The organism is Gracilimonas tropica DSM 19535, assembly GCF_000375425.1.
GTDB lineage: Bacteria > Bacteroidota > Rhodothermia > Balneolales > Balneolaceae > Gracilimonas > Gracilimonas tropica.
The window spans coordinates 68233-90154 of the sequence record NZ_AQXG01000010.1 but is presented as its reverse complement, the minus strand read 5'-3'; the positions used below and the strand labels follow the sequence as shown (position 1 = coordinate 90154).

Sequence of the window (21922 nt, the reverse complement as noted above, 5' to 3'; positions counted from 1 at the left end):
AGTCGTCGTAAGTTGTTGAATTATTTTCAAAGGATTCTGTGTTTTAGATGAGCCGAATGGAGAAAAGGTAATCAGAACCGCTTGTATTATACCCTCTAAAATTAAGCAACTTAACAGCCGGTTTGTATAGGTCAGATGAATTTTTTGTGTTATGAAATCATGAACTTAGTTGCATCTCTGCAAATTAAAATTGGAAGCGGTTTTCCAAAGAAATAGTCGAGAAGATATTTTTCCCGCGTTTGTGATTTGATATAAGAAGGCCTCTCAATCTGGGAAAAAGGAGAGGTTTTAAAATTTTTTCTTAAAAATTTTTACTGATTTCTGTGCGAAAATTAACCTTGCTTAAACTTAAACAGGTTCTCCGCTCCCACTTTCTCTTCGGCCTGACTCAACGCATATTGCGAATCAAACAACACGATGGGGTTCTCTTCCATGTCTTTGGTCACGTGGGTTGAATAGCTCGCTTCAAGCTTCTCGATCACATCATCTCGCCCGTTTGGAAGCCACCGCGCACAGAAATAGGAAACCGGCGTTTTGATGAGCTCTACACCATATTCTGCCAACATGCGATGCTCTACAACTTCAAACTGAAGTACACCTACGGTTCCCAGCAACAACTCATTTCCGACGCCATTGGGCACTTCAAATACGTGAACCACCCCTTCCTCAGAAAGCTGCTTCAGTCCTTCACGTAACTGTTTTCGTTTGAAAGGATCTTTGGTCGCCACTTTCTGAAAATGCTCGGGCGTAAACAATGGAATCACATCGAACTTCACTTCATTGGATTCATAGATCGTACTGCCAATACGGAATGAACCGGGATTGAAGATCGAAACGATATCGCCGGGATAGGCTTCTTCCATAAGTTGCCTGTCGTCGCCCATCAGCGTATGCGGGGTCGACATTTTAACTTTCTTGTTGATACCTGCGACCGTCACCTGTTGGCCACGTTCAAACTTCCCGGAAGCAACACGAATAAAGGCCGCACAATCCCGGTGATCAGGATTCATGTTGGCCTGCATTTTAAAGATGAAACCGGAAAAACCGTCATTCAGGTCACGAACAACTCCATCAGGCGTTTTGTACTGCTGCGGATGGGGAGCCAGCTGATGGAAGTAATTCAGGAATACATCCAATCCAAAGTTATGCAGGGCTGAACCGAAGAAAACCGGAGTTACTTTTCCGGTGGCGTAGGCTTCGCGATCCATGCTTTCGTACATATCGTCAATAAGCATTACCTCTTCTTCAAAGGCTTCTTTTTCAACATCCGACATGGAGGATTTTGCCAGTGCATCCTCCAGATCCAATATTTCCGTGACCGCTTTTTTTGCACCATGCTCTGTTTTTTGATACATGTGCACTTTCTTCTCGATCACATCGTAGATGCCCTGAAATTTTTGCCCATAGCCCATCGGCCAACTTGCCGGCACGGCTTCAATCCCCAGCTTATTCTCGATATTACTGAGCACTTCCAGCGGCTCCATACCGGGGCGGTCACATTTATTCACAAAAGTGATCACCGGCACTTCACGCAGCTTACAAACTTCAAACAACTTCTCGGTTTGCTCCTCAACGCCTTTGGCAACGTCAATCACCATCAAACCACTGTCTGCGGCAACCAGCGTACGAAGCGTATCTTCAGAAAAGTCTTTGTGGCCGGGTGTATCCAACAGGTTGTATTTGATATCGTCTTTCTCAAAACGAAGTACGGAGGAAGTCACCGAAATCCCACGCTCCTGCTCTATCGACATCCAGTCGGAAGCAGCGTGGCGACTTGCTTTTCGGGCACGGATGGAACCGGCCTCGTGCAGGGCTCCACCATACAGCAACAGCTTTTCGGTGAGGGTAGTTTTCCCGGCATCGGGGTGTGATATGATGGCGAAGGTGCGTCGTTTTTTCGCCTCTTTTGTAATTTGGGATTCGGCAGTGGCCGTGCTCATAATGTCTCGTTCAGCTTGATTCAAGCCTTAAAGATACGGCCTTTTCGGTGAAGTTTGTAGTATAGTGATATAGGGATTTGGTGATATAGTGAAACAAACAAACTCTCCCTTGAGCCCTGTACCTGAGGCTCTTTGTCGACAGGAGCTCAAGCTCGTTCCCAACCACCCGGTTGGGAATGCATTGATGGACCACCTGGTCCAAAAAAGTTTGTAAGGAATACGCATCTCATCGCTCTTACTAAGTAAAAACATGGGAAGAAGCCGCTACAAATTTCACGAATCATACTATCCATATTTCATCACAAGTACGATTCTTGAAGAATTACCAATACTTTGTAAACCTCAGGTTGCACAAATCCTGTTGGATCAATTCGTTTTTATGCAACAAAACAAAAACGTGATCCTCTATTCATATGTAATTATGCCCAATCATTTTCATGCTATTGTAAAGAGTGATGATCTTTCTAACAGTCTCAGGCTTACTAAGTCTTATGCAGCACGGAGAATCCTTACTTATCTAAAAGACAATGGACATTCTCGCTGGCTAACGAAATTGAAATTCAATAAGCGCAATCACAAAGTGGGCAGAACGTATCAAGTTTGGGAGGAAGGGCTACATCCAAAACAACTCATTTCTAATAAAATGGTGGCTCAAAAAATGGAATACGTTCATTTCAATCCAGTTAAGAGTGGGTTTGTCGACAAGCCTGAAGATTGGAGGTATTCTTCAGCCCGTGATTACTCAGGGATGGATGGGCTGATACCGGTTACCTTATTTGAAGGATAATATTTCAGTGTTATTTCTGCATTGGGACCGGGTGGTCCCGACTTGCGTTCCCCACCGGGTGGTTGGGAACGAGGTTAAGAGCGATAAAGTGGTCAGGATTCAAAAAGGTTATTTGCAATACTTTCACCCTCGTTCCGCTGCTCCGCTCCGGAATACCCTATTGAGGCTCCACCTCATCCTAAAGCCTCGTGCCTGAGACTCTGCGTCGAGCACTAATTTACGCTCGCTTCCAAACTGCTTGGCAAGGATCCTATTCGAAATATTCTTTAGTATTGAGAATGAATGTTTTTCCGAATATTCGGCGGCCGGGTTGTACTTCAACATAGCCATAATAAAATGGATAGAGGGAATCGGGATTGAAGGAATAATCATTCTCATATTCACGCTCTGTTTCTAATGAAATATCCATAAGTATTAGTGAATCTAAATCCCGGACTGGATAGAGTGCCCACTGAGTTTGAACATTTCCTGCTGTATATTCCGGCGAGAAATCTGCTGTGAATCTCAACGCTTTATTTTCCATATCTACTTCGGTAACACGAATACTATCAATCCTTCTCGTAGAAGAATAAGTAGCCCGCTGCCTAAGCGGACTTCCTGGATCGGTTCCCACTTCAATGTTAAAAGTCATGGGAATGACTTCGGTTCTTTTTTTATGGTCTCTTATCAGTTCGGCTGAACCAATGATTGTTGCTGAAAATGTTCCTGTTTTTTGTCCTATAATGAACACATTGTTTTCCTGACGATGAAGCTCGACCTCCCTTGAATCAGCAATAAAGCTATTTAATTGAGGATCGTCGAAATACTCGTTGCAATCAGATTCATAATCCCAATATTCATTAATGTTTAAAAACAAGGTATCCCCCAATGCAACATATTGATCAGGAATATGACTTGTAGTATAAGATCCCTCTCTTCTGGGATAATCAATAAAGCCACAATCGAATCCCGGATCAAAAATACAACCTGATATTATGAATGACAGTGCTATTACTAAAGTGATTATCTTTGACATAGACCCCTCTCTTTTTGTGATAAGTTAAATAGAGAAGTCGAACTTAATAATCAAGTTGGCTTTTCAACTCGATCCAACCCGGTGGTTGGGAACGAGGGCTTTGGATTACTTCAACTCCCAAACCCCGGCCGTTTTTTCTGCCACTTCAAAGTCGTCTGATACGGAAACTTGATTCCCGGAAATCACATCAACCCCAGCTTCAAAATCATCCAGAATTTCAGCAAAACGGTCTCTATTTAGGGTAATGGATTCTTCACCGGCGTTCATCACTACCATCACGGTTTGTTCTTCGTGGATGCGGAAATAGACATAAACATTGTTTTCGGGGACGAAATGCACCAGCTTTCCTTCATGAATGGCCACCGCATCTTTTCGCCATTCCGTAAGTTTAGTGATCCAATTCAGGATCTCATTTTCTTTGTCAGTGCGCCCTTCTTCGGTGAACACGCTTCTTTCGTCATCGAGCCAGCCACCGGGCATAGTTTGTCGCCAGCCTTCGTCATCGCCGCCACGGTTTTCGTGGGCCATCATCAGTTCGGTACCGTAATAGACCTGGGGAATTCCGCGGGTGGTCATCAGAAATGCATAGGCCATTTTAAAGTAGTCTTCGTCCTTGCCGACCGTTTCAAAAATGCGTCCCATATCGTGGTTATCCAGAAAAATGACATTCAGCATAGGATCGGCATACACAAAATCCTGTGAGAGAACGTAGTATAATTTACTGAGTCCGTTGAGCCAGCCAAAATCTTCGGTAAACGCTTGTCTTGCGGCATTGGCGATCTGGAAATCGGTAACACTCGGTAAATGGGAATCATAGCCATCTTCCACGCCGGGCTCATCATATTGCCAATAGGCTTCGGCCGGAACGGTATTCACCCACGATTCTCCCACAATATTGAAATTGGGATAGGCCTCAAGCACTTCCTTCGCCCATCGTGCCATATAATCCTGATCGGGATACACGTAGGTGTCCATGCGAATGCCATCAATACCGGAATACTCGATCCACCAAATGGTATTTTGGATGAGGTAATCGGCCAGCAGTTCATTTTTCTGATTCAGATCGGGCATTTGGGGCACGAACCAGCCGTTCATGAGTTTGTCAGAATCGTACTCAGAGGCATATGGATCAGAGCCTACTGCGCCGCGAAAATTAGTGGTTCCATATTTTTCGATATCGTGCACCCAGTCGGCCGTGGGCAGATCGTTCATCCACCAGTGCTGATCGCCAATGTGATTGTGGATCATATCCATGATCACTTTCATGTCTTTTTCGTGCGCTTTTTCGATGAGCGCTTTGTATTCCTCATTACTTCCATAGCGCCGGTCCACGCGATAAAGATCCGTGGCCGCATAACCGTGATACGCTCCATATTCCGGTTTCATATCGTTCTCAATAATTGGGGTGAACCAAATGGCGGTCATACCCAAATCTTTGATGTAATCCAGATGATCCATCACGCCCTGAATATCGCCACCTTGACGTCGTTCGGGATTGGAGCGATCCGCCGCTTCCAGCATGCCTTCGATGGAATCATTAGAAGGATCTCCGTTGGCAAACCGATCGGGCATCATCAAATAAATCACATCAGAAGGATCAAAACCCTGATGCCGGCCTTCGGTAGATTCGCGGGTTTTGAGCTCGTAATTCAGGGTTAACTCGTCATCACCCCGAGAAAGAACGATCTCCATTTCTCCGGCTTTGGCTTTGTCTGAAATCTCAAAATAGAGGAAAAGGTAGTTGGGGGAATCGACAGCCAGTTGTCGCCTCAATTTCACCCCGGGATAATCCACAGAGGCGCGGTAGTGGCCCAGCTCATCTCCATACAGTTGAATTTGAAGTTCATTAACGGGCATTTGTACCCACCAGAAAGGAGGGTCTACTATTTCAATTTCATCCGACCATTGGGCCATCGCCGGAATATTGACCGTAAAAAACAGGAGCGCTAAGGAAAAAACTTTCTTCATGAATATAAATTTTAGTTGTGCTGCGCTATGATAATAAGCTTGGCAACCATTTTCTTATGTAAATGCTTTCATGGTTGGCAAACAAGACTCAACCATTCATCCTTTATGCTCTTACTTTTGGCTTGACCCAAAAGTAACAAAAGCTCAAGGTGGGTGTTCCTGACTGATTTTGAGGGGTGTTAGAGCTATGGATATTTTTGTCTGATTCGACTTAGAATCAAAATTCGGAGAAACATAATCAGATTAAGCAATTTTGGCCTGGGCGCCAACAGCCTCCGCCAGACTTCGCATGCGCTCAGTCCGGTACCTCCCTCAAGGGAGGACTTTACCCTGAGTCTCCGGGGTAAAATCAGATGATGTCAAATTTCGATAAATATCCATCACCAAATATTCTCGTTTTGGCAAGTCGGGAAATTTGTACATTTTATTTTCAAATAAACCACCGGATAATCATTTGTCTATGTCATCTTCGATCTGGAAGAATTATGCTGCCAATGAGGGAGAAGAACCTCTTCATCTGAATATTGATTCGCTACACGTATGGATCAAAAGAAAAAATGAGGAGTTCTGGATCTCCTACGCCTATGCAGATGATACCAAGAAACCTCCCAGAATAGATGAAAAAACAGAATGGGAGCGATGGGCTCCAAAAGCCGATGAGAGTGACATCCAAGTTCGCCCTGTTTTCCCGGACCTTCCGGTGATTGTAAGTTCAGAATACCCCTTAAAATTGACGCCCGGAGCCAAGATCGAAGTCTATTGTCGCATTCCCGCCTGGATGGAGATCAGCCTTGCAAAGTCAAAATATGTGCTCCATGAAATTCCCATTAATAAACTGTCCCGAACCTGGTTCGGCGATACCATGGAAGGCGAACTTTGTTATTGGTTAACGAGTAAGGCGCGCAGAAATCTGGCTGAGGTCGAAAGTAAACCTTTTCTGATTAACTGCCCTATTCAGATCACCAATAAATCCAATACCGAGCTTAATTTTGAACGTTTTTGCTATCGCGTAGAACGTCTTAGCATTTACAATGTCAAAAATGAGCTTTGGGCGGATGAAACCAGGATCGTGTACCAGGGCGAAGAACAACACAGCGACGTGACTATGACCGGCAAACTGCCGGCTCATTTAGGCAAGGGCGAACAGATCACAAAACCCCGCCACCCCATTTCCAGAAGTTTTGCCACCCGCACCTTCAAGATGCTGTTTGACGACACTTTAATTTCTGCCCGATAATCCTGAAACCGAAACATGCAACAAGATACTACTTCAACCCTCATCGACTCTACTTCAGCTCTTTCAGACCTGAACCTGGAAGCTTTTATCTCTCAAGAATTCCTGACCACTCTACTGCAGCTTGCCGTTATTTTTGTTATTGGCATTCCATTATTATTCATATTGAGACGATGGGCACGTTCGTTCTTCACTAAAAAATATGCAAGCCATTACGGAATGCTGGCCGGCAAGGTAGTTTTTTATACCGGTATTGTAATCATGATTGTAATGGTGATGGGACAGTTGGGTTTCAGCCTTGCTCCACTATTAGGAGCTGCCGGTATTTTGGGAGTGGCCCTGGGGTTTGCCTCTCAGACCAGTGTTTCCAACATCATTTCCGGTTTATTCCTGATCGCGGAACAGCCGTTTAAAGTAGATGATATCATCATGATCAACCAAACTACCGGCACCGTTCTTTCCATTGATATGCTTTCGGTGAAACTCCGCACTTTTGATAATCGTTTTGTGCGCATTCCCAACGAAATGATCATCAAGCAAGAAGTAACAAATCTCACCAAATTCCCTATTCGCCGGTTCAATGCAACAATATCGGTGGCCTACAAAGAAGATATTTCCCAAGTCCGAGATATCTTATTGGATGTAGCCGAAAACAACGAATACTGTCTTTCCGAACCTAAACCGCAGGTTATTTTTGATATGTTTGGGCAATCTTCTATCGATTTGCTCTTATTAGTATGGGCACCTAAAGATGAATTTATTCTGTTAAAAAACAGCATCAACGAAGAAGTGAAAGCACGATTCGACGAAGAGAATATCGAAATTCCATTCCCGCATGTTTCCATCTATTCCGGCGAAGCGAGTAAATCCATTCCAATTGAATTAATTGGTGGGAAATTGGATGAGTTCAAGCCGGAGGATGAAGAGGAAGGGAAGAAGTAGAGCTATCGAAATCGACCTGATTTCGTAGTATGAGGCAGAGCCTCGATTGGGCATTCCGTAGCAGAGCTACGGAACGAGAACAACATTGAATATTGAACAGAAGAGGGCAAGTTTTTATAGTATGAGGCGGAGCCTCTGCAAGGCGTGACATAGCAAGCTACGTCACGAGATCCAAAGTTCAAAGTTGGATGTTCTTACCGGTTCATATAGTCCACCACCAAATAACTCATAGCACGAACGCCCAATTTCATCCCGCTTTCATCAATATAAAAATCCGGAGTATGGTGACCGGCGGCTTCACGGTTCGGCGCCTTTCCACCTACAAAGAAATACAACCCGGGAATCTCTTTTTGGAAGAAGGAGAAATCTTCAGCTCCGGTTATGGCATCCATAATGACCGCATTTCCTTCTGCCACTTCTTCTAAGGTTGGCGCCATCATTTCTGTGAGTTGCGGATCATTATAGGTGATCGGGTATCCATCGTGGATGGTCAAGGTGGCTTCTGCTCCGTTGCTTTCAGCCGTGTTTTGGATGATGGTTTCCAGTCGTTTGAAAATGAGTTGTCGCATATCTTCATCCAGTGCTCGAATAGTTCCTTCCATTTTCACGGATTCAGGGATGATGTTATGCCGAACCCCGCCTTCGATCACCCCGAACGTAACCACAGCCGCTTGCTTGGTCAGTTCCATATTTCGACTCACAATGGTTTGTGCATTGTTGATGATCTGTGCGGCCGTTACGATCGGATCCACTCCATTCCACGGAGCCGAACCATGCGCCTGTTTTCCTTTGATCTCCACACTAAAACTGTTCACGCTCGCCATGATGCCTTCTGAACGATAGCGTAAGGTACCCACGGGCGTGGCATCATTGATGTGCAATCCGAAGATCACATCCACATCAGGATTTTGAAGCACGCCTTCTTTCACCATGAGTTCCGCTCCGCCTTCCTCACCCTGCGGCGCGCCTTCCTCAGCCGGTTGAAAGATGAACTTGATGGTGCCTTTGATCTGATCTTTGTTTTCGGTCAAGATCTTGGCTACGCCCATCAGCATAGCGATGTGGGTATCATGTCCACACGCGTGCATCACTCCAACTTCTTTGCCCTGATACATTCCTGTGGCTTCGGATTTGAAAGGGACATCGGTGCGTTCGGTGACGGGAAGTCCGTCGATATCAGCGCGCAAACCAATCACCGGGCCGGGCTGACCGCCTTCCAGCAGCGCCACTACTCCGGTATGAGCCACTTCGGTTTCCACTTCCAGCCCCAGTTCATTCAGATATTCTGCAATATATGCCGCCGTTTCAAATTCGCGATTGGAGAGCTCCGGATTTTCGTGGAAATGACGGCGCCACTCGATCACTTGTTCTTCAATTTCATCGGCCCGTTCATCAATGATCTGTTTGAGTTGATCCTGGGCAAAGGCAGGATAAGTAAAAACGGAAATCAGGAAAAGCAGCAGAATCTTTTTCATAGGTAATATCGGTTTGGGAAAAGTTGAATCCGATATTAACTAAACCGGCTCACAAATGAAAAATCTCGTCGAGTTCAAAAATATGATAGCCCGGCGGACATTTGTGCAGCGAGTTGATCATCCCCTGAGCCACCGTTCGTCCCGGAATAGGACGGTATTTTTTCAGGCCCGAAATTTTGGTAAAAATGCGGGCTAAGAACATACCAATGGCTTCTCCCGGCCGACTTTCATTTCGCTCTCCAGCTAAAATGGATGGCCGCATGACCGTGATCAATTCAAACGGAAGTTTCTTAACGGCTTCGTCTAATTCACCCTTTAACCGAGAATAAAACACTTTGGATTGTGGATCTGCTCCGGCAGATGAAACCAAGCTGTACTTCTTTACGCCATTTTCAGCAGCAGCTTTGGCCGTTTCAAATTGATAGGTATAGTCGATGGTGTATTGCCGCTCCTGACTCCTCGCTTTTTTGATGGTGGTACCAAGGGCAGAATACAATTCATCTCCTTTTATCTGGCTTTTCCATTCATCGATCTCATCAAAATCAATGATATGTTCTTCCAGTTTGGGATGTTGAAGCCCCGTGCTTCTCCGATGAAATACTTTGACCAGCGAATAACGATCATCGTCCAAAAGCAGATTCACAATTTGTGAACCGACTAAACCGGTAGCTCCTATGACGATTCCCGTTTTCCCCATCGGTCAATATTCCTGTTTACAATTCTCCCGGAGCATCGTAAGTACATGCTGAAAGTCGTCCGGTAATTCAGAATCGAACCGAACCATTTCTCCGGTGGAAGGGTGCTCAAATCCCAGGGTTTTAGCGTGAAGGGCTTGTCGCCCAAGTCCGGTGATCAAATTATGGAACATGGCTTTTCGGGAGCCGGTGTTGGGACCATAACGAACTGATGTTCCACCGTAAGTCGGATCTCCAAAAACATGGTGACCGATATGTGCAAAATGAACACGAATTTGATGCGTTCGGCCGGTTTCGAGCTTCACTTCCACCAGGCTCAGATAATCAAAATATTCAAGGACTTTATAGTGAGTGACGGCGTGCTTCCCATTTCCGGGGGCTTTTACTGTCATCAGTTTTCGGTCTCTTTTGGAGCGACCAATATCTCCTTCGATCGTGCCTTCCGCATCCGGAGTTCCCCAAACGATAGCCCAGTACGTTCGCTCTACATCTTTTTCCTGAAAAAGTCCGCTGAGTGTGGCAAGCGTTTCATCATTCTTGGCCACTACCAATAATCCGCTGGTGTCTTTGTCGAGCCGGTGCACGATGCCGGGACGTAAATTCTCATCTTCTTCATCACCCGCCAGCTCATCCACGTGATACATCAAGCCGTTCACCAGCGTGCCCGTCCAGTTTCCATAAGCGGGATGGACTACCATATCAGCTTCTTTATTTACAATAATGATGTCATCATCTTCATACACAATATCCAGCTCCATTTCTTCAGGCTTAGCTTCAGGTGGAGGAGGTTTGGGAATTTCGATGAAGATCTCATCGCCCGGCTGCATGATGTATGAGGATTTTTCCTTCTTCCCGTTTACGGTCACATATCCATCCTTGATTGCCTCCTGAACTTTTGTCCGCGAAGCATTCTCCACAAACGAAGTGATGTATTTATCCAGGCGAATATCGCTATGCTGCCCTTCAGGAACGGTATGTTCGTATATCGTAGATTGTCGGTCTTTTCCAGCTTTCTTTTCCATGAACTAAAGGTACGCAGTTTTGGGCTTTGTTTTACACTTGGATTACGCTCCTTTGGAGCTTTATGCTTACGTTGGTTGTTACATATGGCGCTGCCCTATGTTGGTGATGTTCGTTTCTTCGGAGCTTTTACCATTAAGTATAGACGACACAATTCCCAGTAAAAATTAGTGTTTAGCATGAGTTTCAGTTTTGGGAGAGTTTATAAAATATCTGTCACTCCTGAACAAAGCATACCGGGAACTTCGTAAGTCACCTCAATTCAAGTCTTTAATAATATCTGGAAAGAATCCCTGATGTTGGATAATTCGATTATAGCCCCAACGGGGCCAAATCACTAACACAGGGCAACGCCCTGTGGACAAGCAAGTGGAAAATACTCGCCCTGAAAGGGCGAAACGAAGAAGTTGAAAAAAATTTGTAAGGAATTGAACTAGAACCCCTCTAACTATATAAACAGAAACAACACGGGTATAAAACAATGCCACAATCATTATCAAAAATATATATGCACATTGTTTTTGGGACTAAACACAGAAAGCATTTCATAGATGATAAAATTGAAACTCATCTTCATAACTATCTAGGTGGAATTTGTAAGAATTGGGAATGTAATCCGGTTCAGGTAGGAGGATTCACAAACCATGTGCATATACTTTCTCAGATATCAAGAAAAATTGCCCCAATGAAACTGATTCAGGAGTTGAAGCAAAGCTCTTCGAAGTGGATCAAAACAAAAGGAGGTAAATACCAAACCTTTTATTGGCAGGATGGATATGGCGCTTTTTCAGTATCCCAATCACAAGTCGAGAATGTTGTTGAGTATATCAGGGATCAGCACGAGCATCACCTTAAGATTACTTTCAAAGAGGAGTTCGTAATGCTGTTGAAAAAGCATAAAGTTGAATATGATGAACGGTATTTATGGGATTATCCAACGGCTTCCGCCCCGTTGGGGCTTACTGATAGAGCTCGTTGCTTGCATAGGGCGTTGCCCTATGTTGGTCATTCCGCTCCTTCGGAGCTCAATAAGGATATCAATTTGACAAAGTTTAAATTCAATACTACATAGACATTAAGTGGCAGCAGAAATGAAAGAACATCACTAACACAGGTCAACGCCCTGTGGGAAATCTATATAAATCGTAATCCTGAAAGGGCGAAACCAAGGAATGTATGACATGTCCAAAATCATTAATATCTTTGCATTCATATAGAAGAAACCTGCTTTGCCATAGCCATTAATCTTGAATCTTTAATTTCAATTTCATGATCAAATCACTCTATATAAAAGACTTCGCTCTTATTGATGAGCTGGAAGTTGCGTTTGAAGAGGGGTTGAATATTTTGACCGGACAGACGGGCGCCGGGAAGTCGATCATTATTGGAGCGCTGAATATGATTTTGGGTGAACGGGCTGATACGGATGTTATTCGCCGCGGAGCCGATAAAGCGATTGCAGAGGTAACCATTCGGGTTGGGGAAGAAGAGGAGTTGAAGCAGCTGTTTGAAGAAAATGAAGTAGAGTTTAGCGAATATGTGATCCTTCGGCGGGAAATCAGGGGAACCGGCAGCCGGGCTTTTATCAATGATACACCCGTAAATATTAGCGTACTAAAAGCCGCCGGAGATCTGTTAGTGGATTTGCATGGGCAGCATGATCATCAACTCTTATTGAAAGAAGAGAATCACCTTGGTGTGATCGATGGGTTTGGGGAGATCGAGCCGATCTTAAAAAGCTATCAGGCTGAATATAGGAAGATGCAGGAGCTGCAGAAAGAGCTTCGGTCACTGAAGAAACGCGAACATGAGCTTCAGGAGAAAACCGAGCTTTATCGTTTTCAGCTTCAGGAATTGGAAGAAGCTCGTTTGGCGGATATTGATCTGGAGCAGTTGGAATCCGAGATGAACCTGCTGGATAATGCCGAAGTACTCGATCAAAAAGCCGCTGCGATTTCAGAGATGGCGGATTCTGACGATGGCAATATCATTCAGCTTCTGAACTTCCTGAAATTGAATCTGGAAGATCTTTCCCGCATTGAACCGGAATTCAAGAATTACCTGGAGGAAATTAACGCAGCGCGAGTAAGCGTAAATGAAGCGATTGCTTTTGCCGAGCGCTATCGAAACAGCATTGAGTTCAACCCTAAGCGGCTGGAAGAATTGCGGCAGCGTCAATCTGAGTTGAACCGTTTACAGAAAAAATATCAGCGCGATCTTCCGGACCTCATCAAGTATATGCACGAGATTCAGCGCGAGCTCTCTATTGCTGATAACTTTGATCTGGAGATCGAAAAGCTGGAAAATGCTATTTCAACCCAAGCTGAAGTACTCAGAGAACACGCTGTTTCCCTTCACAAAACAAGAAAAAAAGTCGGTGCAAAACTGGGTGAATTGATACAAAAAGAACTCGCTAAAGTGGGCATTCCTCATTCCAAGCTGGATGTCCGCGTAGACTGGCTGCTTTCCAACAACGGCTGGATCGAAGTGGACGGCAAAACCATCGACTGCACCGAAACCGGTTGCGATGACGTTCGGCTCTACATTTCTACCAACAAAGGCGAAGAGCCCAAACCACTGGCGAAGATCGCTTCCGGAGGGGAGATCAGTCGCGTGATGCTTGCGCTGAAATCCATTCTCGCCAAAGAACACAGTCTTCCGGTGATGATCTTTGATGAAATTGATACGGGCATCAGTGGGGAGATCTCTGAGAAAGTGGGAGCATCCATGCGAAAGCTTTCAGAGTATTGCCAAATCATCGCGATCACGCATCAGCCGCAGATTGCGAGTCAGGCGCACAAGCATTACAAAGTGGCCAAAGCGGAGGAAGGCGAACGAACCGTTTCCCGCATCATTCCGCTTTCCGAAGAAGAACACATCCGCGAGATCGCCAGCCTGATGAGCGGTTCACAAATTACCGATTCGGCCCTCACCAGCGCCCGTGAATTAATCGAGAAGAATACGTTTAAGAATTAACTTCAAAACCACAGGGATACATTAATTTTTTTGGATTCATTTTATCCTTCTAAACTATGTATTTATAGTTGTTTATTAACTTGTTTTTTCAAAACCTTAGTTCGGTACTCACTTTAAACCCAATGTCATTTTGAGAAAGGCTCGGGCTAATAACTCTTTTGTTGGTAAAACCTGTTATCCCTAACTTTACTTTATTTGATGGAGAAAACGATATCATTAAAAATCCGTTGAAATAAGCAGGATTTTCAAAGTAAGTATTAGAATTTTCATTACTGTTTGAGTCCTCTAATAAAGACTCCATTCCATTATCATTTATATAAATTTCGAAGGCTGAGTTAACGTTTCTCTTCTCTGTTATTTCTGTTTCCTGAAAAATATACAGTGCCCCTAACTGAATATTGGTTTTAGCCCAGAGTTGTCTATCTATAATTAATGGGATATAAAGTGAAAATTGATTTAACGTGCTTTCATCAATGAATTCTGTAATACTTTCTGATCTTCGGAAACGGCTATGCTCCACTACACCATCAATAGTTTCTTCATCTGTACTTGTCTGAATTCCTCTATCGGTAGTTTGTACATTTTTGTCGTTAATATTAAAAACCACCTGAATACCACTACTAATTCTTGTCTCTGATGAAAGCCATCTTCTGAAATTAAAGGAGAACAAATGACTTACTTCTGAAATACTTCCTTGTCCGAAAGTATTCCTCATGCTTTCAGAATTTGAAACCTCTCTATTTATTTCATTTATATTAGGGTCTTGAATAGTAAGATTCATCCATACATTATTAGTATTCAAACCATAATTAAGGTCTTGATTCCCCATCCAGATTCTATAATTGATAAAAAAATCAAGATCATTGGAGGGTGAGTATTGTCCATCTATACCAAATTTCCAGAGGTCACCGGTCTTAATAAAATCTGCTCTATATTCATTATTAGCGTAATATTTATATCGGAATGTTTCATCTACATTAATATTTTCGCGTCCCCAATTTTCATTTCCAACTTGATCAAAATCCCCGTTCAAGTACCCTCCATCTATTCCCAAATTGAAGTGATCTGAAAAGTTATAATTTAGCGCCAAGGTATATTCCCAGTGATCATAAACCGAGTTTCTATTTCTATTACTGCTTAACCCCGAATTTGGGTCAATATCATCAACATAATTAACATTCTTGCCATCAACTAATTGGCCACCTGTTACCTTATAGTTTGCATAGTTTATTTTCAGCCCTGCATAAAGCCTGTCCCCAATTGGAATTCCAGCATAAAGGGAGGGAAAATGTGCTCTGGTTTGCAGATTATCGTAATCATCAAAAACAGCTCGTGACGAAGATAAATTATATGAAACGTCTGAAGTGACATGAGGTTGGTCTTCATTATAAGTTGGCCGCGCAAGGACATAATAGTTTTGCCCATTGCCTAAGTACTGATATGTAATGCCAAGCTTAATTCTTTTATTCGTAAAAGGGCTGACTATGAGCGCACTATTAAAAGCTGGTTTTTGAATAGAAGACAAAAGAACGTCAGGATTATTTCTCCTCGTGTAACAAGCAAAACAGGAGTATTCTTTCATTTCATACGTTGCCGAATTGTACGATCCATAGGCATACACATCTTCTTTGAAAGAAATAATGTTGGATGGGTTAACAACTAATGATGACAAAGGATCAGGAGAATACCTTGCCCAAATATTCTCAAAAACGCTATTCTGCATTTCTGAAAATTCAATAGGCTTAAAGAAATACGATTGTTCATCAGGTTGAAAGGCATAATAATTCGGGGTGATATAGCTTTGCCCGAAAATTTCCGTAGTCCCTACTGCAAAAAAAATTATTAAAAAAATGACCCGATAATTCATAGATACAACTCCCTATTATATTAACATTTAGTATGCCTTTTTGTACCATATTAATTCTTTATTTCGACAATTTCCAAATCCCTTTAATTTTAAAGAAGAACACATCCATAAAATCGCCAGCCTGATCAGCGGTTCACAAATTACCGATTCGGCCCTCACCAGCGCCCGTGAATTGATCGAGAAGAATACGTTTAAGAATTAAATTAACCACAGAGAACGCAGAGATACGTGGTGTTTTTTAGTTTCTAATTCTCCATGAAACTCTGTGCCCTCTGTGGTTTACAAAATAGCGCGGGCGATCAACGAGGCCGGATGTTCTGCTTTACGATCTACGCCGTCTTTAATTTGATGGCGGCAAGAAAATCCCGGAGCACAAACTTCATCTTCCTGATTATTTCGAAGTGCCGGAAATAAAACCAACTCGCCAATTTCCTGGGAGACATCGAAGTGATCTTTCTCGTAGCCAAAACTACCGGCCATTCCGCAGCAACCGGTTTCCAAAATTTCTACTTCATAACCGGCTGATTCCAAAGCTTCCACGGTCGGTTCATTTCCGACTAATGCCTTAGCGTGGCAGTGACCATGCAGCATCACTTTTCGGGGTGAACCGGAAGCCGGAATTCGGTCTTTGTGATTCGCTATAAATTCCTCAAAAGTGAAAGATTGCTGAGCAAGCTTATTGGCCAATGGAAGCTGCTCAGATTCACAAAGCTCCAGGAATTCATCCCGTAACGTCAGGATTTCAGAAGGCTCTAATCCAACGACCGGAATGCCTGCATTCACAAATTCCTCAAATTCGTTCAATACGTTTTTGGTGATGGATTTCGCTTCCTTCAAAAAGCCTTTGGAAAGCTGGGGCCGGCCCGACTCCATCGCTTTTGGGATGATCACCTCAAAACCCATTTTCTCCAGCACATGTACCGCATTCATCCCAATTTCCGGATCGTTGTAATTGGTGAAAAGGTCTACAAACAACACCACTTTCTCATTGGACCTGACCGCTCCATTCCTCTGATGTTTTTTGAAATGTGAGCGGAATGTTTTTGGAGCAAATTCCGGAAGATCCCGCCGTGCATCAATCCCAAACACATTCTCAAACACCCATTTTCCCGGTTTTGTAGATACAACTTTATTAGCCAAATTCGGGGTAATGGATGCCAAAGGAAACAGTTTTCCGGCATCAGCAAAGAATCTCTCTTTCAGTTTGGAGCCGTTTTTCTCATGCCAGCCATTCATGAACTCCGCTTTCATTTTGGCCATATCCACATTGGCGGGACATTCACTCTTACAGGCCTTGCAGCTCAGGCACAGATCCAATGCTTCCCGCAACTCTTCCGATTCATATCCGCGCGGATCTTCTCCTGCAAAAACCTGTCGGAATACATTGGCACGACCACGAGTTGAATCTTTTTCATCTTTGGTAGCCATATAGGACGGACACATCGTGCCGCCGCTTTCAGCCAGCTTGCGACACACGCCTGCGCCATTGCATAATTCCATAGCGCTGCCAAATTCGCCTTCCTTTCGCCAAGCGAAAACAGTTTCCGGTTTAGGCCTTTTATAGGAAGGAGAGAACCGAAGGTCTTCATCAATGGGCTTGGGGTTGACGATCTTTCCGGGATTGAAAACGTATTCGGGATCCCAAATTTCCTTCACCTGTCGCAGAACCGGAAGCATTTCTTCTCCCAGTATCTTTTTGATATAGGGCGCACGAACACGGCCATCGCCATGTTCACCGGAAAGTGAGCCGTTGTATTTAGTAACAAGATCAGCGATCTCATCGGCCATCACTTTCATTTTCTGAAGTCCCGCCTCGGTCATGATGTCGATTTGAGGCCGCAGGTGCAGTTCTCCCACCGAAGCGTGCGCATAAAACACACATTGCGTGTTGTGTCGCTCCAATATCTGCTCAAATTCTTTCACATATTCCGGAAGATCCTGAACGCGAACGGCGGTGTCTTCACAAAAAGAAGGAGAACGCCCGTCTTCACCAAGTCCCATCAACAGGCCAAGACCTGCTTTTCTGAGGTCCCAGGTTCGTTTCATTTTATTCGGCTCAGATATGATGGGGTAAGCGTAACCAAGTTCCTTTTCTTTCAGAACCGATGCCAGCTTTTCCGCTTTCTGCTGAAGAACATCCGGGTCACTTCCCTCAAATTGAGTGATCAAAATGTAGCGTGGCTCTCCTTCTAAAAAGAACCGGTTCTTACGCTGCTCAATATTTCCTTTGGTTGCATCCAAAATAACGTGATCAACCAATTCAACTGCAGCCGGCTCAAATTTTACGATCTCCACCGCTGACCGCATGGCTTCATCCAGCGTTTTGAATTGAGGAACGATCACCAACTTATGTTCATCAAGGGGACTCAAGTCGAGCTTTGCGGATGCCGTCATTGCCAGCGTACCTTCACTTCCGCAGAGCAGTTCACAAAGATTGAACTTCCGGCCGTTTGGATTGAAAGGCTGCATCTCCAGCAACTTATCAAGCGCATAGCCGGTGTTTCGGCGAATGATATCTTTGTGCGGGTAACTTGTTTCGATCAGCGCACGGTTTCGCTCCAATAATTTTAGCATGGAGCGGTAAATATGCCCTTCAAGATTGTCAAACTTTTTCTTGGCTTCCAGTTCTTCAGGAGTCAAAGGCTTGAACACCGCTTTAGAGCCATCACTTAAAACAGCTTCGATCTCTAACGTATGATCGCGTGTAGTCAGATATTTAATGGAAAAGGAACCGGATGAATTATTCCCGATCATTCCGCCGATCATACAGCGGTTGGTGGTGGCAGTATCAGGGCCAAATAAGAGCTGAGATTTGGCGGCTTCCCGATTCAGCGTATCACGAATCACTCCGGGTTGAACATGAGCGATCTTAGAGTTCTCGTCGATTGTCAAAATCCGGTTCATAAAACGAGAGACATCCATGACAACGCCTCCGCCGGTAGTTTGTCCGGCCAGGCTGGTGCCTGCACTTCGGGCTGTGATCGTAAAGCCTTCCAGGTTGGCTTGTTTCACCAGCGCCTGAATATCATCGATGGATGTTGGAAAGGAAACACCTTCGGGCATCTCTTGGTAGAGCGAGGCGTCTTGAGCGTATAATTTTCGTGTGAGTGAGTCGCGTTGGATCAAAATTTCTCCTATTACATAAAGGCTGTAGTTTGAGGCAAATTCAGGATAATTTCAACGTGAATTTGAACATTTATAGTAGTTTACATGAGAATTTCATAGTATGAAATTCGGAGTAAATTTAGTTGATTGTTGCTTATGAAACTTTTTCTTCTTTTAGTCTTTTTGATACTTTTTCAATCATGTAAAACCTCTCGAGAGATCATGGCTGAAAAGAAAAAAGAGTTTGGAGTAGTCTCACCTGAACAATGCTTTGAAGACTATCAATTACCTATTTATCAAAACAAAAATCAGGTTTTAAAAAAAATCGGATACCCTCCCGAATTAAGAAGGGAGGGCGTTCAAGGGTCCGTCTCTTTTTCACTCATTATTGACAAACAAGGTAACATTGATTATGCCCACCTGATACATTCTTCGGATTCAAGGCTAACGGAACTCGTCCGCTCTGGTTTTCGATATTTAGAAATTGTACCGGGATCCTGTAATGGCAAGCCTGCAACAATGATGAATGACCTCAACATGCATTTTAGGTTATCCCCGTAGGCTTAGATTTCTATGCAGATTTCTCTGCCGCTTCGTTTGCCATAAAATACAATTGCATAATGCGAATTTGGTCGTAACCGATCTTCTTATTCATGCGGTCGTACACTACTTTCAGCATATGTGAGCCTTTTTCGTCAAAGATCTTGATGATCTCATCCTGCTGGCGAAGCGATAGCGAAGTAGCTTCCGTGATGCCATCCAATCGCAGGTCGTTGCCTTCTTTAAGGTAATCTTTCAGGTGATTCAGAATAGTAACTTCTTTCACACCGTGCTCTTCGGCCAGATGCTCAATGGACTGCCCCTTATTGAAAGCCTTCCCTATCTGCTGATGAAGCTCCGTGTTCTCTAATTCTTCCGCTTTTTCCTGAAGCGATTCTTCCTTCGATTCGATGCCATGCTCGGCCGTATATTTTTTGATCACTCCTATAAATGCAGAACCATATTTCTTGGCTTTCACTTCACCAACCCCATACAATGGCAGCAGGTGCTCTTTATCTTTGGGATAATAATAGGCCATTTCCATAAGCGTGGTGTCCGGAAAGATGGTGTAGGGAGGAATGCCTTTTTCATCAGCCAGGCTTTTGCGTTCTTTGCGCAGGATCTCGAAAAGATCTTCGTCGTATTCTGCTTCCACTTCGTTCGCTACGCGAGAAGCTTCCTCGGTGGTCATAGCTGTAGCGGTGCGGTCAAGGGTTCCAAATACGTTCTCATCTCCGCTGAGTACGGACCGGCCTTTATCTTTTATAGTCAGCTCTTTATGCTCGCCCTTGGCAAGATAATCCTGACGCAGCAACATCCGCGATAATTGCTCCCACTGATTCTTGGACCATTCCTTTCCTGAACCGTGAGATTCCAACTTATCGTGACCTTCGTCCAGCACTTTTTGTGCTTTGGAACCTCGCAATACATTAATGACCTGGGTTTTCCCAAAGCTTTCTTCCAGTTCTGAAATGCATTTCAGCATCTTCTGAGCCTGCAGGGTGAAATCCTCCACATCCTCATCTTTAGACAGGCAATTGTCGCACATGCCGCATTCATCTTTAGGGTACTCTTCCCCAAAATATTTCATCAATGGAATACGACGGCACTTCTTGGTTTCGATAAACCTGACGAGATCATCCAGGTGTTTTTCGGCGATCTCTTTTTCCTGTCCCTCTTTTTTATTGATGAAGTATTTGATCTTATGGCGATCGTTATAGCTGAACAACATCACACAATCGGATCGAAGCCCATCGCGACCGGCGCGGCCAATTTGCTGATAATACTGCTCGATATTTTGCGGCATATCGTAGTGCATCACAAAACGCACATTCGGCTTATTGATTCCCATCCCGAACGCAATGGTTGCCACGATGATCTGTACATCATCCCGAATAAACTGCCGCTGGTTGATGGCCCGATCCCGATCCGAGAGTCCGGCGTGGTACGGTTTCACCGAATAGCCTTCATCTTCCAGTTCCTGATACAATTCATCCACCTGACGGCGGGAGATACAATAAATGATCCCCGACTGATTTTTACGGGTGTAAAGAAAATCAAGCACCTGATTGGTGGCATCATCCTTATCCGCAATTTTCAAAAACAGGTTTGGGCGATCGAAACTGGCTACGAACTCTGCAGATTCACCGAATTCCAGCGTCTTCATAATATCTTCCCGAACACGGGGAGTCGCTGTTGCCGTCAGCGCCATACAAGTGGCATTGGGAAATAGTTCTTTCCGAACCGTTGCCAATTCACGGTAATCCGGGCGAAAATCGTGCCCCCATTCCGAGATACAGTGCGCTTCATCCACGGCAAAAAGATCAACCTGAATATCCTGAAGCAGTTCCCTGGTCTTGTCCATTAGTAAAGTTTCAGGGGCTATATACAACAGTTTTGCTTTACCCTGCAGCACCTGCCGGCGATTATAGCCATAGGCTTCCGGAGAAAGCGAGCTGTTCAGGTGAACTGCGTTGATATCGAATTCCCGAAGCTGTTCTACCTGATCCTTCATCAGGGAAATGAGCGGTGAAACCACCACCGTTAAGCCGTCAAATAATAACGCCGGTATTTGATAGCAAAGGGATTTCCCCCCGCCGGTGGGCATAATTACAAGTGCATCTTTTTTCTTGAGTACCTGGCTGATGATATCTTCCTGCAGGGGACGAAAAGAATCATAGCCAAACGTTTCTTTTAGGGTAGTTTTTGCTTCTTTGATCACAGACTAATGAATATTTGGAGACCTCTCAGGATGTTATTGAATGAATCGGTTCAGATCTCCTGTGCCGTTAATATTTTTATTCTTTATAAAAGATAAGGCTTTTACAGCGCTCTGTTAAATGAAAACCTGTAAGAATT

The 21922-nt window shown here is 44.1% G+C and carries 14 protein-coding genes and 1 pseudogene; 6 read left to right on the top strand and 9 right to left on the bottom strand.

Annotated features, from left to right (window positions below):
- Window positions 1-332: 332 nt before the first annotated feature.
- The gene (locus B151_RS0113860) at window positions 333-1940 is read right to left on the bottom strand and encodes a peptide chain release factor 3 (protein WP_020404253.1); all 1608 of its coding nucleotides are present in this window, start codon (window positions 1938-1940) and stop codon (window positions 333-335) included.
- Window positions 1941-2190: 250 nt separating this feature from the next.
- On the opposite strand from B151_RS0113860, the gene B151_RS0113855 reads away from it, so the two are divergent.
- Window positions 2191-2727, top strand: a complete 537-nt coding sequence (locus B151_RS0113855; RefSeq protein WP_020404252.1) for an REP-associated tyrosine transposase — start codon at window positions 2191-2193, stop codon at window positions 2725-2727.
- Between the two features lie 250 nt (window positions 2728-2977).
- On the opposite strand, the gene B151_RS0113850 is transcribed toward B151_RS0113855, so the two are convergent.
- Window positions 2978-3742, bottom strand: coding sequence for a hypothetical protein (locus B151_RS0113850; RefSeq protein ID WP_020404251.1), 765 nt, complete (start codon window positions 3740-3742; stop codon window positions 2978-2980).
- 105 nt (window positions 3743-3847) lie between these two features.
- Complete coding sequence (locus B151_RS0113845; protein ID WP_020404250.1) at window positions 3848-5710, bottom strand: glycoside hydrolase family 13 protein; 1863 nt, start codon at window positions 5708-5710, stop codon at window positions 3848-3850.
- Between the two features lie 460 nt (window positions 5711-6170).
- Between B151_RS0113845 and B151_RS0113840 the strand changes: the two genes are divergently transcribed.
- Together B151_RS0113840 and B151_RS0113835 are read left to right on the top strand one after the other, a co-directional pair.
- On the top strand, window positions 6171-6947 hold the full coding sequence (locus tag B151_RS0113840) for a DUF432 domain-containing protein (RefSeq protein WP_020404249.1): 777 nt from the start codon (window positions 6171-6173) through the stop codon (window positions 6945-6947).
- Window positions 6948-6962: 15 nt separating this feature from the next.
- Window positions 6963-7886: a mechanosensitive ion channel family protein gene (locus B151_RS0113835; RefSeq protein ID WP_020404248.1), complete on the top strand. Its 924-nt coding sequence runs from the start codon at window positions 6963-6965 to the stop codon at window positions 7884-7886.
- Between the two features lie 194 nt (window positions 7887-8080).
- Here B151_RS0113835 and B151_RS0113830 read toward each other — a convergent pair whose 3' ends face one another.
- Genes B151_RS0113830 through B151_RS0113820 form a run of 3 tightly spaced genes read right to left on the bottom strand, consistent with a single transcriptional unit; the run spans window position 8081 to window position 11078 of the window.
- The gene (locus B151_RS0113830; protein WP_020404247.1) at window positions 8081-9361 is read right to left on the bottom strand and encodes an amidohydrolase; all 1281 of its coding nucleotides are present in this window, start codon (window positions 9359-9361) and stop codon (window positions 8081-8083) included.
- Window positions 9362-9410: 49 nt separating this feature from the next.
- A complete protein-coding gene (locus B151_RS0113825; protein ID WP_020404246.1) occupies window positions 9411-10058 on the bottom strand; it encodes an NAD(P)H-binding protein in 648 nt (215 codons plus the stop codon).
- Between the two features lie 3 nt (window positions 10059-10061).
- Window positions 10062-11078 carry an RluA family pseudouridine synthase gene (locus B151_RS0113820; RefSeq protein ID WP_020404245.1) on the bottom strand — a complete coding sequence of 339 codons (1017 nt, stop codon included), beginning with the start codon at window positions 11076-11078 and terminating at the stop codon, window positions 10062-10064.
- 479 nt (window positions 11079-11557) lie between these two features.
- Between B151_RS0113820 and tnpA the strand changes: the two are divergent.
- Window positions 11558-12007: pseudogene (gene tnpA / locus B151_RS18855) on the top strand (IS200/IS605 family transposase); the annotation flags it as partial.
- A gap of 338 nt (window positions 12008-12345) precedes the next feature.
- Entirely contained in the window at window positions 12346-14052 is a 1707-nt protein-coding gene (gene recN / locus B151_RS0113810) for a DNA repair protein RecN (protein WP_020404243.1), read from the top strand.
- 88 nt (window positions 14053-14140) lie between these two features.
- Here the strand turns inward: recN and B151_RS0113805 are convergent, their stop codons facing one another.
- Together B151_RS0113805 and B151_RS0113795 are read right to left on the bottom strand one after the other, a co-directional pair.
- Window positions 14141-15919, bottom strand: a complete 1779-nt coding sequence (locus B151_RS0113805) for a hypothetical protein (protein ID WP_020404242.1) — start codon at window positions 15917-15919, stop codon at window positions 14141-14143.
- 279 nt (window positions 15920-16198) lie between these two features.
- Complete coding sequence (locus tag B151_RS0113795; RefSeq protein ID WP_245550418.1) at window positions 16199-19045, bottom strand: FAD-binding and (Fe-S)-binding domain-containing protein; 2847 nt, start codon at window positions 19043-19045, stop codon at window positions 16199-16201.
- Window positions 19046-19246: 201 nt separating this feature from the next.
- Between B151_RS0113795 and B151_RS0113790 the strand changes: the two genes are divergently transcribed.
- Window positions 19247-19585, top strand: a complete 339-nt coding sequence (locus tag B151_RS0113790; RefSeq protein ID WP_020404239.1) for an energy transducer TonB — start codon at window positions 19247-19249, stop codon at window positions 19583-19585.
- A 10-nt stretch (window positions 19586-19595) separates the two neighbouring features.
- Here the strand turns inward: B151_RS0113790 and recQ are convergent, their stop codons facing one another.
- Window positions 19596-21785 (bottom strand): DNA helicase RecQ, encoded by a 2190-nt coding sequence (gene recQ, locus B151_RS0113785; protein WP_020404238.1) that lies wholly within the window; start codon window positions 21783-21785, stop codon window positions 19596-19598.
- Between the last annotated feature and the right edge of the window lie 137 nt (window positions 21786-21922).